13 protein-coding genes are annotated in these 13,810 nt (G+C 46.5%); 7 read left to right on the top strand and 6 right to left on the bottom strand.

What is annotated here, in order from left to right; all coding sequences use genetic code 11:
- Positions 1-14 precede the first annotated feature (14 nt).
- Positions 15-2,081 carry a glycine--tRNA ligase subunit beta gene (gene glyS, locus R7P36_RS20235; RefSeq protein ID WP_161441312.1) on the bottom strand — a complete coding sequence of 689 codons (2,067 nt, stop codon included), beginning with the start codon at positions 2,079-2,081 and terminating at the stop codon, positions 15-17.
- Between the two features lie 13 nt (positions 2,082-2,094).
- Positions 2,095-3,012: a glycine--tRNA ligase subunit alpha gene (gene glyQ, locus R7P36_RS20230; protein WP_005383818.1), complete on the bottom strand. Its 918-nt coding sequence runs from the start codon at positions 3,010-3,012 to the stop codon at positions 2,095-2,097.
- A gap of 484 nt (positions 3,013-3,496) precedes the next feature.
- On the opposite strand from glyQ, the gene R7P36_RS20225 reads away from it, so the two are divergent.
- Together R7P36_RS20225 and R7P36_RS20220 are read left to right on the top strand one after the other, a co-directional pair.
- Positions 3,497-4,051, top strand: coding sequence for a TMEM165/GDT1 family protein (locus R7P36_RS20225; protein WP_005378877.1), 555 nt, complete (start codon positions 3,497-3,499; stop codon positions 4,049-4,051).
- A 160-nt stretch (positions 4,052-4,211) separates the two neighbouring features.
- Positions 4,212-4,472: a hypothetical protein gene (locus R7P36_RS20220; protein WP_005378878.1), complete on the top strand. Its 261-nt coding sequence runs from the start codon at positions 4,212-4,214 to the stop codon at positions 4,470-4,472.
- 44 nt (positions 4,473-4,516) lie between these two features.
- On the opposite strand, the gene tusA is transcribed toward R7P36_RS20220, so the two are convergent.
- Positions 4,517-4,765: a sulfurtransferase TusA gene (gene tusA / locus R7P36_RS20215; protein ID WP_033906598.1), complete on the bottom strand. Its 249-nt coding sequence runs from the start codon at positions 4,763-4,765 to the stop codon at positions 4,517-4,519.
- A 133-nt stretch (positions 4,766-4,898) separates the two neighbouring features.
- Between tusA and R7P36_RS20210 the strand changes: the two genes are divergently transcribed.
- Both R7P36_RS20210 and R7P36_RS20205 read left to right on the top strand, forming a co-directional pair.
- Complete coding sequence (locus R7P36_RS20210) at positions 4,899-5,081, top strand: hypothetical protein (protein WP_005378880.1); 183 nt, start codon at positions 4,899-4,901, stop codon at positions 5,079-5,081.
- Between the two features lie 168 nt (positions 5,082-5,249).
- Entirely contained in the window at positions 5,250-6,194 is a 945-nt protein-coding gene (locus R7P36_RS20205; RefSeq protein ID WP_017821924.1) for a LysR family transcriptional regulator, read from the top strand.
- 52 nt (positions 6,195-6,246) lie between these two features.
- Here the strand turns inward: R7P36_RS20205 and R7P36_RS20200 are convergent, their stop codons facing one another.
- From R7P36_RS20200 to fadB, 3 genes are all read right to left on the bottom strand, one after another.
- Positions 6,247-7,227, bottom strand: coding sequence for an MDR family oxidoreductase (locus R7P36_RS20200; RefSeq protein ID WP_213900061.1), 981 nt, complete (start codon positions 7,225-7,227; stop codon positions 6,247-6,249).
- Between the two features lie 252 nt (positions 7,228-7,479).
- Positions 7,480-8,655 (bottom strand): acetyl-CoA C-acyltransferase FadA, encoded by a 1,176-nt coding sequence (gene fadA / locus R7P36_RS20195; protein WP_006743176.1) that lies wholly within the window; start codon positions 8,653-8,655, stop codon positions 7,480-7,482.
- Between the two features lie 14 nt (positions 8,656-8,669).
- Complete coding sequence (gene fadB, locus R7P36_RS20190; RefSeq protein WP_053304063.1) at positions 8,670-10,841, bottom strand: fatty acid oxidation complex subunit alpha FadB; 2,172 nt, start codon at positions 10,839-10,841, stop codon at positions 8,670-8,672.
- Between the two features lie 261 nt (positions 10,842-11,102).
- Here fadB and R7P36_RS20185 point away from each other — a divergent pair, with 261 nt between their 5' ends.
- From R7P36_RS20185 to hemG, 3 genes are read left to right on the top strand one after another with little or no spacing between them, the layout of a single operon-like run.
- Positions 11,103-11,726 (top strand): YigZ family protein, encoded by a 624-nt coding sequence (locus R7P36_RS20185; protein WP_005378891.1) that lies wholly within the window; start codon positions 11,103-11,105, stop codon positions 11,724-11,726.
- 46 nt (positions 11,727-11,772) lie between these two features.
- Positions 11,773-13,230, top strand: coding sequence for a TrkH family potassium uptake protein (locus R7P36_RS20180; protein ID WP_005378893.1), 1,458 nt, complete (start codon positions 11,773-11,775; stop codon positions 13,228-13,230).
- Positions 13,231-13,239: 9 nt separating this feature from the next.
- Positions 13,240-13,767 carry a menaquinone-dependent protoporphyrinogen IX dehydrogenase gene (hemG, locus tag R7P36_RS20175; protein ID WP_005378894.1) on the top strand — a complete coding sequence of 176 codons (528 nt, stop codon included), beginning with the start codon at positions 13,240-13,242 and terminating at the stop codon, positions 13,765-13,767.
- Positions 13,768-13,810 lie beyond the last annotated feature (43 nt).

The raw sequence follows: 13,810 nt of genomic DNA, 5'->3' as shown, positions 1-13,810 counted from the left end.
CGAAGAGTAATGAATTACTTTTGAAGCAAAGAAATGTCTGCGATCTGTAGGAACAGGTTACGCAGGTTGTTCAGTAGTGTCAGACGGTTCTTCTTAAGTGCTTCGTCGTCTGCCATTACCATTACGTTATCAAAGAATGCATCAACTGGTTCACGTAGGTCAGCTAGCTTGCTTAGGGCTTCTTGGTAGTTACCTGTAGCAAATGCTGGCTCTAGCGCTTCCGTCATTACTTCAACGCTTTCTGCTAGTGCTTTCTCTGCGTCTTCTTGTAGAAGTGCTAGGTCGATGTCTGCTGCTAGTTCGCCGTCGAATTTCGCTAGGATATTACCTACACGTTTGTTCGCTGCTGCTAGAGACTCTGCTGCTTCTAGTTCACGGAAGTGAGAAACCGCTTTAACTCGTTGGTCGAAGTCTGCTGGTTTCGTCGGGCGACGCGCTAGAACTGCTTGAATGATGTCTACGCTGAAGCCTTCGTCTTGGTACCAAGCACGGAAACGACCAAGCATGAACTCGATAACGTCTTGCTCAACGTTGTCGTTGGTTAGGCGATCGCCAAACAGTGACTTCGCTTTCGCTACTAGGTCAACAAGGTCTAGGTTGTAGCCGTATTCAACGATGATACGTAGTACACCTAGAGATGCGCGGCGTAGTGCGAATGGGTCGCTGCCTTTAGGCGCTTGACCAATACCGAAGATACCTACGATAGTGTCTAGCTTGTCTGCCATTGCAACTGCAGTTGAAACACCGTTAGATGGCAGTTCATCACCTGCGAAACGAGGCATGTATTGCTCGTTCAGTGCGACTGCAACTTCTTCTGCTTCACCGTCGTGGCGAGCATAGTGCATACCCATAACACCTTGAGTATCCGTGAATTCGAATACCATTGAGGTCATTAGGTCACATTTTGCTAGTAGACCAGCACGCTTTGATTTCTCAACGTCAGCACCGATTTGCTCAGCAATGTAGCCAGCAAGCTCTGTGATGCGGTCTGTTTTGTCTTTGATCGTACCCAGTTGCTTTTGGAAGATCGCTTGCTCTAGTTCAGGCAGACGGTCGATAAGCGGACGCTTACGGTCTGTGTTGAAGAAGAATTCTGCGTCAGCAAGACGAGGACGAACCACTTTCTCGTTACCTTCGATTACGTAACGAGGCTCTTTTGATTCGATGTTCGATACGAAGATGAAGTTAGGTAGTAGCTTCTTGTTTTCATCGTAAACAGGGAAGTACTTCTGGTCACCCTTCATGGTGTAAACCAACGCTTCAGAAGGCACTTTTAGGAACTCTTCTTCAAACTTCGCTGTTAGTACTACTGGCCATTCAATCAGAGACGTTACTTCTTCTACTAAGTCATCTTCTAGGTCAGCGATACCGCCAACCGCTGCTGCCGCTTTTTGTGCGTCAGCTAGGATGATTGCTTTACGCGCTTCGTAATCTGCCATTACTTTACCGCGCTCTTCTAGGATCGCAGGGTATTGCTCAGCAGAATCGATAGTAAACTCTTGCTCACCCATGAAGCGGTGACCACGGATAGTGCGGTCAGAAGCAACACCAAGGATCTCGCCTTCGATTAGGTCGCTGCCCATTAGCATGGTTAGCGTCTTAACTGGACGGATGAACTGAGTTGTTTTGTTACCCCAGCGCATTGGTTTTGCGATAGGTAGGTTTGCTAGTGCTTTCGCTGCAAGTTCAACGACGATCTCAGACGTTGGCTGACCTTTCACTTCTTGTTTGAACAGTAGCCATTCGCCTTTGTCTGTAACCATGCGTTCTGCTTGGTCAACCGTGATGCCACAACCGCGTGCCCAGCCTTGAGCTGCTTTTGTTGGGTTGCCTTCCGCGTCAAACGCTGCAGAAACTGCAGGACCACGCTTTTCAACAACTTTGTCAGACTGGCTGTCTGCTAGTGCTGCTACTTTAAGTGCAAGACGACGAGGTGCCGCGAACCATTTCACGCCTTCGTGAGCAAGCTCAGCGCCTTTTAGTTCTGCTTCGAAGTTTGCTGCGAATGCTTCAGCTAGAGTGCGAAGTTGCGTTGGTGGTAGCTCTTCTGTACCTAGCTCGATTAGAAATTCTTTTGCCATGTTACTCTACCCCTTACGCTTGTTCTTTCTTACACATTGGGAAGCCAAGAGCTTCACGCGATGCGTAGTATGCTTCTGCAACTGCTTTCGTCAGGTTGCGGATGCGTAGGATGTAACGTTGGCGTTCAGTTACTGAGATCGCTTTACGTGCGTCTAGTAGGTTGAATGCGTGACCGGCTTTTAGGATGCGCTCGTAAGCAGGTAGTGGCAGTGGCTTTTCAAGCTCAAGTAGCTCTTTACACTCTTTTTCACACTGTTCGAAGAAGCCAAATAGGAATTCAACGTCTGCGTGCTCGAAGTTGTAAGTCGATTGCTCTACTTCATTTTGGTGGAAGATGTCACCGTAAGTCACTTTGCTGCCGTCTGGTGCGATGTTCCAAACTAGGTCGTAAACAGAGTCTACTTCTTGGATGTACATTGCTAGACGTTCGATACCGTAAGTGATTTCACCAGTTACTGGTTTACACTCAAGACCACCAACTTGCTGGAAGTAAGTAAACTGGGTCACTTCCATGCCGTTTAGCCAAACTTCCCAGCCCAGACCCCATGCGCCTAGTGTTGGGTTTTCCCAGTTGTCTTCTACGAAACGGATGTCGTGTACAAGAGGGTCAATACCAAGAACTTCAAGGGAGCCAAGGTACAACTCTTGAATATTGTCAGGCGATGGTTTTAGCGCTACTTGGAATTGGTAGTAGTGCTGAAGACGGTTAGGGTTTTCACCGTAACGGCCATCAGTAGGACGACGTGAAGGTTGTACGTAAGCTGTCGACATTGGCTCTGGGCCAAGCGCTCGTAGACAGGTCATTGGGTGAGAGGTACCCGCACCCACTTCCATATCTAGCGGTTGAACAATGGTACAACCATTTTGAGCCCAATAATCCTGCAGCGCGAGGATCATTCCCTGGAAGGTTTTGATATCGTATTTTTGCATAAGTCAGGTTCGCGCGATTCTCTTGTTACTCGTTAATTCGTCATCTATGCCGAGTTTTTCAACTCTAACAACGGCGATAAAGAGTAATTACGGTTGAATAAATTAACAATCTAGTATAACCAGATATTGAGCATGGGAGTAGAGCTAATCTTGATTAATTCGTGGGCGATTTTCTCCTTTAATGAATTTTTACCGCGTTATCTGCTGTATTTTTCCTAAAAGGGAGTTTTTGCCTGCTTTGGCTCTTGAGAAGCGCAACAAAGGTGGCTAGAATTGCGCCTGTCTTTGGGGAGTAGCTTACCTGATGAAGTTTCTGTTTCATCTGGTTCGTCCGTCAACATAATTGGTGCAAAATCACCATGGCGTTCGAGACTTGAAGCCTTTCAAGTTTAGCAAGACCTTAGACAAATCATCACGAACCGGGGTAGGGGCGTGAGGTTTGTCTTCGGTTAAAAATAATAATCCCTGCCCCAATGAGCATGTCGTGAGCGTTTTAGCTATTTCAATTACTACTGTAGCGTTAGCAGAAATTGGCGATAAGACCCAATTGCTATCTCTATTACTTGCAAGTCGTTACCGAAAACCAATCCCAATTATTGCAGCAATCTTTTTGGCAACTATTGCCAACCACGCTTTGGCTGCATGGTTAGGTGTGGTTGTCGCAGACTATCTATCACCTGAGATTTTAAAGTGGGTGCTGGTGGTCAGTTTTGTCGCGATGGCGGCTTGGGTTCTGATCCCGGACAAACTGGATGATGACGAGCAGATTTCTAATCGAGGCCCATTTATTGCCAGCTTTATCGCGTTCTTCGTTGCGGAGATAGGCGATAAAACTCAGATCGCCACTTCCATCTTAGGGGCGCAATACGCGGATGCGTTAAGTTTGGTGATTATCGGTACCACAATCGGTATGCTGCTGGCGAATGTACCTGTGGTCCTGATTGGTAAATTGTCGGCCGACAAGATGCCTTTAGGGCTGATCCGTAAAATCACCGCATTTTTGTTTATTGCTCTGGCAATAGGGGCTGCACTGTTCTGATTTTTTGCACGTGAAATGATGTGAGTTATCAATCATTAGTGGCGTGCTGCGCGAGTTCAAACTCTGACTCTAAATCGTTCCGTTGCGTGACGGATGACATATAAGTGTCATACTTGTCATGGTAGTTTAATGGTGTGAATGATAGCGAGAGGGCAAGTTTATGCTTACACGTTACATGGGGATGTCCCCGAAGAGTCAGAGTTATTTATTCACTTTTGGTTTAGCGCTGTGTTTACTAGCGATGGTGCTAACTGATATGTGGTTACCGATTGTAGCAGGATCGTTCGTCCTTACTGGATTGACAGTAGAAGCGTGGATTCGTGTCGCTCACATCATTCCTATGCATGAAGAGATGCGGGCAATGAAGAAACAACTTAACAAGCTCCAATCAGAAGTTCGCACACTCGAATACGACGAATAAACAAACGGCAGCCAATATTGGCTGCCGTTTTTAGTTCGACCAGATTATTCCAATCCTTTCTTGATCAGGTACTGATACGGAACTTGCTCCGTTTGTGCCGCAACTAATTGGTGGTCCATAAAGCGGCAGAAACTCGGAATGTCTCGAGTCGTGGATGGATCGTCTGCTTTGACCAGCAAAATCTCACCATCTTGCATGTTGCGAATTGTCTTCCTGACCATCATCACTGGCTCTGGGCAGCGCAGTCCTTGCGCCTCTAATGTCTTGTTTGCCAGTTCAGGATTAAAGCTCATAGTGTGATTCTCGTAACTAACTGAGCGTTGAATTTTACTTTCGTTGAAAAAATATTCAATAACCACTTGGCAAACCGAATTTTTTGTTTTACCTTAAATTAACAATTTGGTAACAACTGGCAAGGGAGAGGCAATGTTAACAGCGTTAGACAGACTTACGATTTACTCAGTGCTGTGTTTTATCTCGTTCTGTGCATTGGTACTTAGGACGCCAGCTGACACCTCTTTGACGCCTCTCGTAGGCATGGTTGCCACTATTATTGGGATTTGGATCGAGATGCGCAGATGGTCTGGCGCATCTGAGCAAGAAAATTAGCGCTTCTTGCTTGGATCAGAATGCTTTTAATAACGCTCACCTATTTTTTACCGACACTTCATTCCGACACTATCCCCATTTTTCTTGGGCTTCCCCGCTGAAAGGCGGGATTTTTTTTGCCTAAAGAGTACAATTTACCCAAACACATACAAAATAAGTGGCTAATTCGTGGAACTGGAAGATATCTATCGCCGAGATTTAAATTTACTGGTTGCGTTGCGAGTACTGATAGAAGAAAACAGTGTCAGTAAGGCGGCAACACGTCTGAACTTGAGTCAATCGGCAATGAGTCGTGTGCTTGGTCGTCTACGCGACTTATTGGGAGACCCGCTGTTTACTCGTCAGGGACAGCATTTGATCCCAACTCAGAAAGCGTTAGAGATCGATCGCTCATTGGGCGAGCCATTAGAGTCTTTACGTCAGTTGTTATCTCCGGTTGAGTTTGACCCATTGCAATGCGTACAGACTTTCAACATCGTGACCACCGATTATGCCATGCAAACGATATTACCGTTCGCTTTGCCGAGAATTTACCAAGAAGCACCAAATGTGTCTTTCAACTTCTTACCACTGCAACACGACCGTTTATCAGATCAGCTCACTTATGAAGGTGCAGACTTAGCGATTTGTCGCCCGACAGGCCCGGTGGAGCCTCTACGCAGTGAAGTGTTGGGGCGAGTGGGGGTGCTGTGTATGCTTTCAAAACAGCATCCATTAGCGAATAAAGAAATGAGCTTGGATGATTATCTGAGTCATCCACATGCCATGATCGCCATCAGTGATGGTGTTAAGGCACTGATCGAACAAGCTTTGATGGAGAAACCTAAGCGTAAAATGGTTCTGCGGGCTTATCATTTAGAAGCCGCATTGGCGATCATGGATACCTTGCCAATTATCATCACAGTGCCAGCGGACTTGGCGTATCTGGTTGCCGAGCGTTATGACTTGGTGGTGAAACCGTTACCATTCCAATTCACGCCGTTTGAATACTCGATGATTTGGCATGCGCGTTGCGAGCATTCTCCCGCTCAAGAATGGTTAAGAACGATTGTGCGTGAAGAGTGTAGCCGTCTGATAGCTAAACGTATCGAAGATATGGGACTGAACTGCTAACAAAAAAGAGCCAGCAATGCCGACTCTTCGTCTGTTTACACTGAGTCAGTGTTTATAGCTTGATAACCACACGACCCGTTACTTGACCGTTGGTGATGTCTTCTGCATATTTCGGTGCTTCAGTAAGAGCAACTTCAGTACACGCTTGCTCGAAGTAGCTGTCTGGTAGTAGCTCGACCAGCTTTTCCCATGCTGCGATACGTTTCTCTGTTGGGCACATTACTGAGTCCACACCTTGTAGGCGAACATTACGTAGGATGAACGGCATCACTGTGGTTGGTAGATCAAAACCACCTGCAAGACCACAAGCTGCAACTGCACTGTTGTAATCCATTTGCGCCAATACTTTAGCCAGTACTTTGCTGCCTACAGTATCAACCGCACCTGCCCATACTTGCTTTTCAAGTGGACGTGCTGGTTCTTCAAATTCAGTACGGTCGATGATGCGGCTAGCACCTAGTTTTTCAAGTAGCGGGCCATTTTTTTCTACACGACCTGTCACTGCAGCAACTTTGTAGCCAAGCTGTGCTAGAAGCGTTACTGCGACTGAGCCTACACCGCCACTTGCGCCAGTTACAAGGATTTCACCATTTTCAGGTTTGATGCCTGCATCAAACAGTGCTTGAACACATAGCATGCCAGTGAAGCCAGCAGTACCAACCATCATTGCTTTCTTGCTGTCTAGACCTTTTGGTAGTGGTACTAGCCAATCTGCTTTTAGACGAGCACGCTGAGACATACCACCCCAGTGGTTTTCACCCACGCCCCAGCCAGTAAGGACAACTTTGTCACCAGCTTGGTAGCGGTCGTCTTCTGAGCTTACTACCGTACCTGCTAAGTCAATACCTGGCACCATCGGGAAGTTACGGATGATTTTACCTTTACCTGTGATCGCAAGGCCGTCTTTGTAGTTTAACGATGAGTAATCAACGTCAATCAGAACGTCGCCTTCAGGCAGTTGTGTTTCATCGATTTGCTCGATGTTAGCGATAGTACGTTTGTCTTCTTGATTTAGAACTAGAGCATTAAACATAAGGTTCTCCGATTGTGCGGTAGCATGACTCTGGGTCACATGCAGCAAGATATCAACTGGTCTAAGTGTATGTCTTCTTTGTCTATGAATAAAATGAAACTTGAGCATTTAATGTATGCTCTTCATGCATGTTTGATGTAAAACAAAAAGGGCGACATCAATTGTCGCCCTTAAGTGTAATACTAAAAATTTTAGTACTAGTTCATTTGCTTATGATTGTTGGCTCGATCACTACAACAACGTCTTGAACTGTTATGGTCGTTCAAATACTGTCGCAATGCCCTGACCCAAACCGATACACATGGTGGCCAGACCGTATTTCGCGTCTTTCGCTTCCATTAGGTTGATCAACGTTGTTGAGATACGTGAACCAGAACAGCCTAGTGGATGACCCAATGCTATCGCACCACCGTTAAGGTTGACCTTCTCATCCATAACATCAAGCAGGCCTAAGTCTTTAGCACACGGCAGAGACTGCGCGGCAAATGCTTCGTTTAGCTCAACCACATCCATGTCTTCAATTGAAAGACCGGCACGCTTGAGCGCTTTTTTCGTCGCAGGTACAGGACCGTAACCCATAATAGAAGGATCGCAGCCCGCAATGGCCATGCCTTTAATACGTGCACGAATCTTCAAGCCAAGTTCATTAGCTTTCTCTTCACTCATGATCAACATCGCTGATGCACCATCGGACAGAGCCGATGATGTACCGGCTGTTACTGTACCGTTTGCAGGGTCGAACACTGGGCGAAGTTGAGATAGACCTTCAACGGATGTTTCAGGGCGAATCACTTCATCGTAATCTAGAGTGAACAGGGTGCCGTCAGCGGCGTGGCCTTCAATTGGTAGAATTTCGTTTTTAAAACGACCCTCTACGGTTGCTGCGTGCGCACGAGCGTGAGAGCGAGCGGCAAACTCGTCTTGTTGCTCACGGCTAATGCCATGTAATTTACCAAGCATTTCAGCCGTTAAGCCCATCATGCCCGCAGCTTTTGCTACGTTCTTTGACATACCTGGGTGAAAGTCTACACCGTGGTTCATTGGCACATGCCCCATGTGCTCAACGCCACCAATTAGGCAGATTTCAGCATCGCCAGTCATGATGGCACGTGTACCGTCGTGAAGCGCTTGCATTGATGAACCACACAAGCGGTTCACAGTCACGGCGCCAATTTCAATCGGCAGGCCCGCGAGTAGCGCGGCATTACGTGCAACGTTAAAGCCTTGCTCTAGTGTTTGCTGTACACAGCCCCAGTAGATGTCTTCAATCTCGCTTGGGTTCACTTGTGGGTTACGCGCAAGAATGCCTTTCATTAGGCGCGCAGATAGATCTTCTGCTCGTGTATGACGGAAAGCACCACCTTTAGAGCGACCCATTGGAGTACGTAGACAATCGACTACGACAACATTTCTTGTTTGATTAGTCATTTTAGAATCCCTCCTTAGATAGAACCTTGCTGTTGTGCACCGTAAAAGCTTTCACCTTTCGCCGCCATATCAATCAGCATTTGCGGTACTTGGTACATCGCACCTAGCTCGGCGTGTTGTTTTGCCATTTCAACGTATTCAGCAATACCCACGCTGTCTAGATAGCGGAATACGCCACCGCGGAATGGAGGGAAACCAAGACCATAAACCAATGCCATATCTGCTTCCTGCGGAGTCGCGATGATGCCTTCTTGTAGGCACAGCACCACTTCGTTGATCATTGGAATCATCATACGTTGAATGATGGTCTGATCGTCAAAGTCCTGCTTATCGGCACAAACGTCAGCAAGTACCGGTAAGATCGCTTCGGAGAAGGTTTTCTTCGGCTTACCTTTTTTATCTATGGTGTAGCTGTAGAAGCCATTACCATTTTTCTGACCATATTTGTCTGCTTCGAACAGTGCATCAATCGCATCACGACCTTGTTTACCCATACGCTCAGGGAAACCGTCAGCCATCACAGCTTGTGCGTGGTGCGCGGTATCAATGCCGACTACGTCAAGCAAGTACGCCGGTCCCATCGGCCAGCCAAACTTACGCTCCATGACTTTGTCGATTTTCGTAAAGTCAGCACCATCACGAAGTAGCATGCTGAAGCCGCCAAAGTATGGGAACAATACGCGGTTAACGAAGAACCCTGGGCAGTCATTAACGACAATTGGTGATTTGCCCATTTTTGCAGCATACGCCACAACACGATTGATGGTTTCATCAGAGGTGTGCTCACCACGGATGATCTCAACAAGAGGCATACGATGCACTGGGTTGAAGAAGTGCATACCACAGAAGTTTTCTGGGCGTTTTAGTGATTTTGCCAATAGGTTGATAGGAATCGTCGAGGTGTTTGAGGTGATAACGGTGTCGTCACCGACATGGGATTCAACTTCACTTAAAACTGCTGCTTTTACTTTCGGGTTTTCAACGACAGCTTCAACAACCACATCAGAGTTTTCAATACCTGCGTAATGTAAGCTCGGTGTGATTGACGCTAAAATACCCGCCATCTTAAAGCCATCAATGCGACCGCGAGATAAGCGTTTATTCAGCAGCTTAGATGCTTCAGTCATGCCTAGGTCGAGCGACGCTTGTGCGATGTCTTTCATCAAGACTGGCACACCTTTTAGCGCTGATTGGTAAGCAATGCCGCCACCCATGATACCTGCACCTAATACGGCTGCACGTTGCGTGTCTTTACTTGCTGACTTCGCTGCTTTTTTCGCAATGCCTTTGATGTATTGATCATTAAGGAATAGGCCAACGAGTGATTTTGCTTCTTCCGATTTAGCCAATTTCACGAAGTGCTTACGTTCAATGTCTAACGCTTCATTACGTGCAAAGCGAGCACCTTCTTCAATCGTGATAACGGCTGTCATTGGGGCAGGGTAGTGAGGACCTGCTTTTTGTGCCACCAGACCCTTCGCCATGGTGAAGCTCATCATTGATTCAAGCTTACTCAGCGTTAGCGGAGATGTTTTCTGTGCTCGGCGTGCTTGCCAGTCAAGTTTCTCGTTAATTGCAGAGTTAAGAGTTTGTAGTGCTGATTCGTATAAAGCATCAGTCTCTACAACAGCATCGAGTAAGCCAATTTTCAATGCTTCATCAGCTCGGCATGCTTTACCTTGGGTGATGATTTCCATTGCGCTGTCTGCGCCAATAACGCGAGGCAAGCGTACACAACCACCAAAGCCAGGCATGATTCCCAGTTTCGTTTCTGGTAGGCCGATGCTGGTGGTTTTGTCACCAATACGCATGTCTGTTGCTAGCACACATTCACAACCGCCACCAAGAGCGTGGCCTTTGATCACTGAGATGGTCGGAACGGGTAAGTCTTCTAATTTGTTAAAGATGCTATTAGCAAATTGCAGCCATTGGTCGAGCTCGGCATCCGTTTTAGCAAACAGACCTAAAAACTCGGTAATGTCTGCGCCTACAATGAATGCGTCTTTATCTGAAGTGAGCAACAACCCCTTGAGGCCTTGATGGGCAATGAGCGCATCAAGAGCTTTATCTAGCGATTCTAATGTCGCTAGGTCGAGTTTGTTGACGGATTTTGGAGAGCAGAAGCTTAGCTCTGCAATACCATCTTGTATTTCCTTTACCTGTAGGGTTTCGGCTTGGTAAATCATTGTCTATCTCCATGACATACAATCGTGGATTGTCTGTATACCTATTTCAACGACGCCGTGTACCTCGGCAAATAGGTATCGAGGAAGTCGTTTTATTTTTGTTCTGGTTTGACCAGTAAAGTTAGTTTGGATCGTGGATTGTCTAATTTCAATACATTTTTTAAACAAGTGTTTAACATTGTGCGCTGTGGCAGATCTTATGCGACGGGTAAATCACACTCGTGATAGACTTCAGGCAAATAGACATGAATCCATAATCCTATGAATGACAAGCCTTATCTGATCCCAGCAGAGCCCGCTCAATTTGAAGAAGAAATTAAAAAGAGCGTCTTCATTACTTATTTGGCACACACGCCAAGTATCGAAGCTGCAAAAGCATTTGTTGATCAAATCAAAGCTAAACACGCTGATGCCAGACATAACTGTTGGGGCTTTGTTGCTGGTCGCCCGGAAGATTCAATGAAATGGGGCTTTAGTGATGATGGGGAGCCGTCCGGAACAGCAGGCAAACCAATCCTGGCGCAGCTGTCTGGATCTGGGGTGGGGGAGATCACGGCTGTGGTCACGCGATACTCTGGTGGAATCAAGTTAGGTACAGGCGGCTTGGTTAAAGCGTATGGGGGTGGGGTTCAACAAGCGCTCAAGCTGCTTCAAACTATTGAGAAAAAAATAACCACAAAGCTCAGACTAACGTTAGACTATGGGTTTATGCCGATCGCACAGTCAATCATGCCGCAATTTGGTGCAATAGAAGTCGAGGCTGAATACAGCGATCAGGTGGTATTAGTGGTGGAAATTGAGCTTCGAGAAGTGAGCGCGTTTACCCAAGCAATCATCAATAAAAGCGGGGCAAAGGCAATTGTCACTCCGCTAGACGGACAATAATGAAAAACAGGAAGCAACAGGGACAGCTTCGCTAGTCAATTTATCCATGCAATTTCGTTCAATTATTCGAATCGTCGGGCTACTGCTCGCACTCTTTAGTGTCACTATGCTTGCGCCAGCACTCGTTGCGCTGATCTATCGAGATGGTGCTGGTGTGCCTTTTGTCACGACATTTTTTGTTCTGCTGTTTTGTGGGGCCGTTTGTTGGTACCCAAACCGCAGGTATAAGCACGAGCTTAAAGCTCGAGATGGCTTTCTTATTGTCGTCTTATTCTGGACAGTACTTGGCAGTGCAGGCTCGATCCCCTTTCTCATTGCTGACAACCCGAACGTCTCAGTGACAGATGCGTTTTTTGAATCGTTTTCTGCTCTCACGACGACCGGGGCGACCGTTATTGTTGGTTTGGATGAGTTACCTAAAGCGATTCTATTCTATCGACAGTTACTGCAGTGGTTCGGCGGTATGGGAATCATCGTATTAGCGGTGGCGATTTTGCCAGTACTTGGCATTGGTGGTATGCAGCTTTACCGCGCCGAGATCCCAGGTCCAGTCAAGGACACTAAAGTGACGCCGCGCATAGCAGAAACTGCTAAGGCGCTTTGGTACATCTATTTGAGCCTGACTATCGCCTGTGCTTCGGCTTTTTGGTTAGCTGGTATGACGCCATTTGACGCCATCAGTCACAGCTTTTCAACCATTGCCATTGGTGGCTTCTCTACCCACGATGCCAGCATCGGATACTTTGATAGTTACGCGATTAATCTTATTACCGTGGTTTTTCTGCTTATATCTGCATGTAACTACACACTGCACTTTGCTGCATTTGCATCAGGTGGCGTACATCCCAAGTATTACTGGAAAGATCCTGAGTTTCGTGCCTTCTTGTTCATTCAAGTGCTGCTATTTATCATTTGCTTTCTATTATTACTGAAACATCACTCTTACACATCGACATACGATGCTTTCGATCAGGCTCTGTTCCAAACCGTATCAATATCCACAACAGCGGGCTTTACGACAACAGGTTTTGCGGATTGGCCGCTCTTCTTACCTGTGCTGTTATTGTTCTCTTCCTTTATAGGTGGTTGTGCTGGTTCAACAGGCGGCGGCATGAAAGTGATCCGTATCCTGCTTCTTACCTTACAAGGTGCGCGTGAACTAAAACGTTTAGTCCATCCACGCGCGGTTTACACCATCAAAGTAGGTGGCAGTGCCCTACCGCAACGTGTTGTCGATGCGGTTTGGGGTTTCTTCTCTGCATACGCATTGGTATTTGTGGTTTGTATGTTGGGGTTGATTGCAACAGGAATGGATGAGCTCAGTGCGTTCTCGGCGGTGGCTGCGACTCTGAACAACCTCGGTCCTGGCTTGGGAGAAGTGGCGCTTCACTTTGGTGATGTTAACGACAAAGCAAAATGGGTATTAATAGTTTCTATGCTGTTTGGTCGTTTGGAAATCTTTACCTTACTTATTCTACTTACGCCGACGTTTTGGCGTAGCTAAGGGGAAATCGTGGCAAAAGCATTATTTCTATACTCTTCCCGCGAAGGGCAGACTAAAAAAATTCTCCACTATATAGATGAACAACTTCCAGATTTCGATTGTGAGCTGGTGGATTTACATAATGTCGAGACGATTGACTTTAGCCAATACGACAGAGTATTGATAGGCGCCTCTATTCGCTATGGCCATCTTAATAAAAAGCTATACCAGTTTATTGAGCGAAACCTCAATCAATTGGAGCAAAATAAAGTGGCATTTTTCTGCGTAAACCTAACCGCTCGTAAAGAGGACCAAGGAAAGGATACACCTGAAGGTAGTGCCTACATTCGCAAGTTCCTAATTAAGTCGCCTTGGAAACCAACGCTAATCGGTGTTTTTGCTGGTGCACTTTATTACCCACGTTATAGCTGGTTCGACAGAACTATGATTAGGTTCATTATGTCGATGACGGGTGGCGAAACCGATACGACCAAAGAGGTGGAGTACACCAATTGGGAAAAAGTGGCTCTTTTCGCAGATAAATTTAGAGAACTGTAGAAATAACGTGCTCTTTTGACCGCTTTTGATGCAAATTTATCCG

The sequence above is a fragment of the Vibrio sp. 397 genome (assembly GCF_033339395.1).
GTDB lineage: Bacteria > Pseudomonadota > Gammaproteobacteria > Enterobacterales > Vibrionaceae > Vibrio > Vibrio alginolyticus.
Note: the sequence above shows the minus strand (reverse complement) of the source record. Positions and strands in the feature narration are given on the sequence as shown.

Coding starts and splice junctions, on each gene's coding strand:
- R7P36_RS20200 (WP_213900061.1), bottom strand. CDS start 7,227: ATGTTTAATGCTCTAGTTCTAAATCAAGAAGACAAACGTACTATCGCT.
- R7P36_RS20180 (WP_005378893.1), top strand. CDS start 11,773: ATGCAATTTCGTTCAATTATTCGAATCGTCGGGCTACTGCTCGCACTC.
- R7P36_RS20220 (WP_005378878.1), top strand. CDS start 4,212: ATGCTTACACGTTACATGGGGATGTCCCCGAAGAGTCAGAGTTATTTA.
- glyS (WP_161441312.1), bottom strand. CDS start 2,081: ATGGCAAAAGAATTTCTAATCGAGCTAGGTACAGAAGAGCTACCACCA.
- fadA (WP_006743176.1), bottom strand. CDS start 8,655: ATGACTAATCAAACAAGAAATGTTGTCGTAGTCGATTGTCTACGTACT.
- fadB (WP_053304063.1), bottom strand. CDS start 10,841: ATGATTTACCAAGCCGAAACCCTACAGGTAAAGGAAATACAAGATGGT.
- tusA (WP_033906598.1), bottom strand. CDS start 4,765: ATGAGCTTTAATCCTGAACTGGCAAACAAGACATTAGAGGCGCAAGGA.
- glyQ (WP_005383818.1), bottom strand. CDS start 3,012: ATGCAAAAATACGATATCAAAACCTTCCAGGGAATGATCCTCGCGCTG.
- R7P36_RS20210 (WP_005378880.1), top strand. CDS start 4,899: ATGTTAACAGCGTTAGACAGACTTACGATTTACTCAGTGCTGTGTTTT.
- R7P36_RS20185 (WP_005378891.1), top strand. CDS start 11,103: ATGAATGACAAGCCTTATCTGATCCCAGCAGAGCCCGCTCAATTTGAA.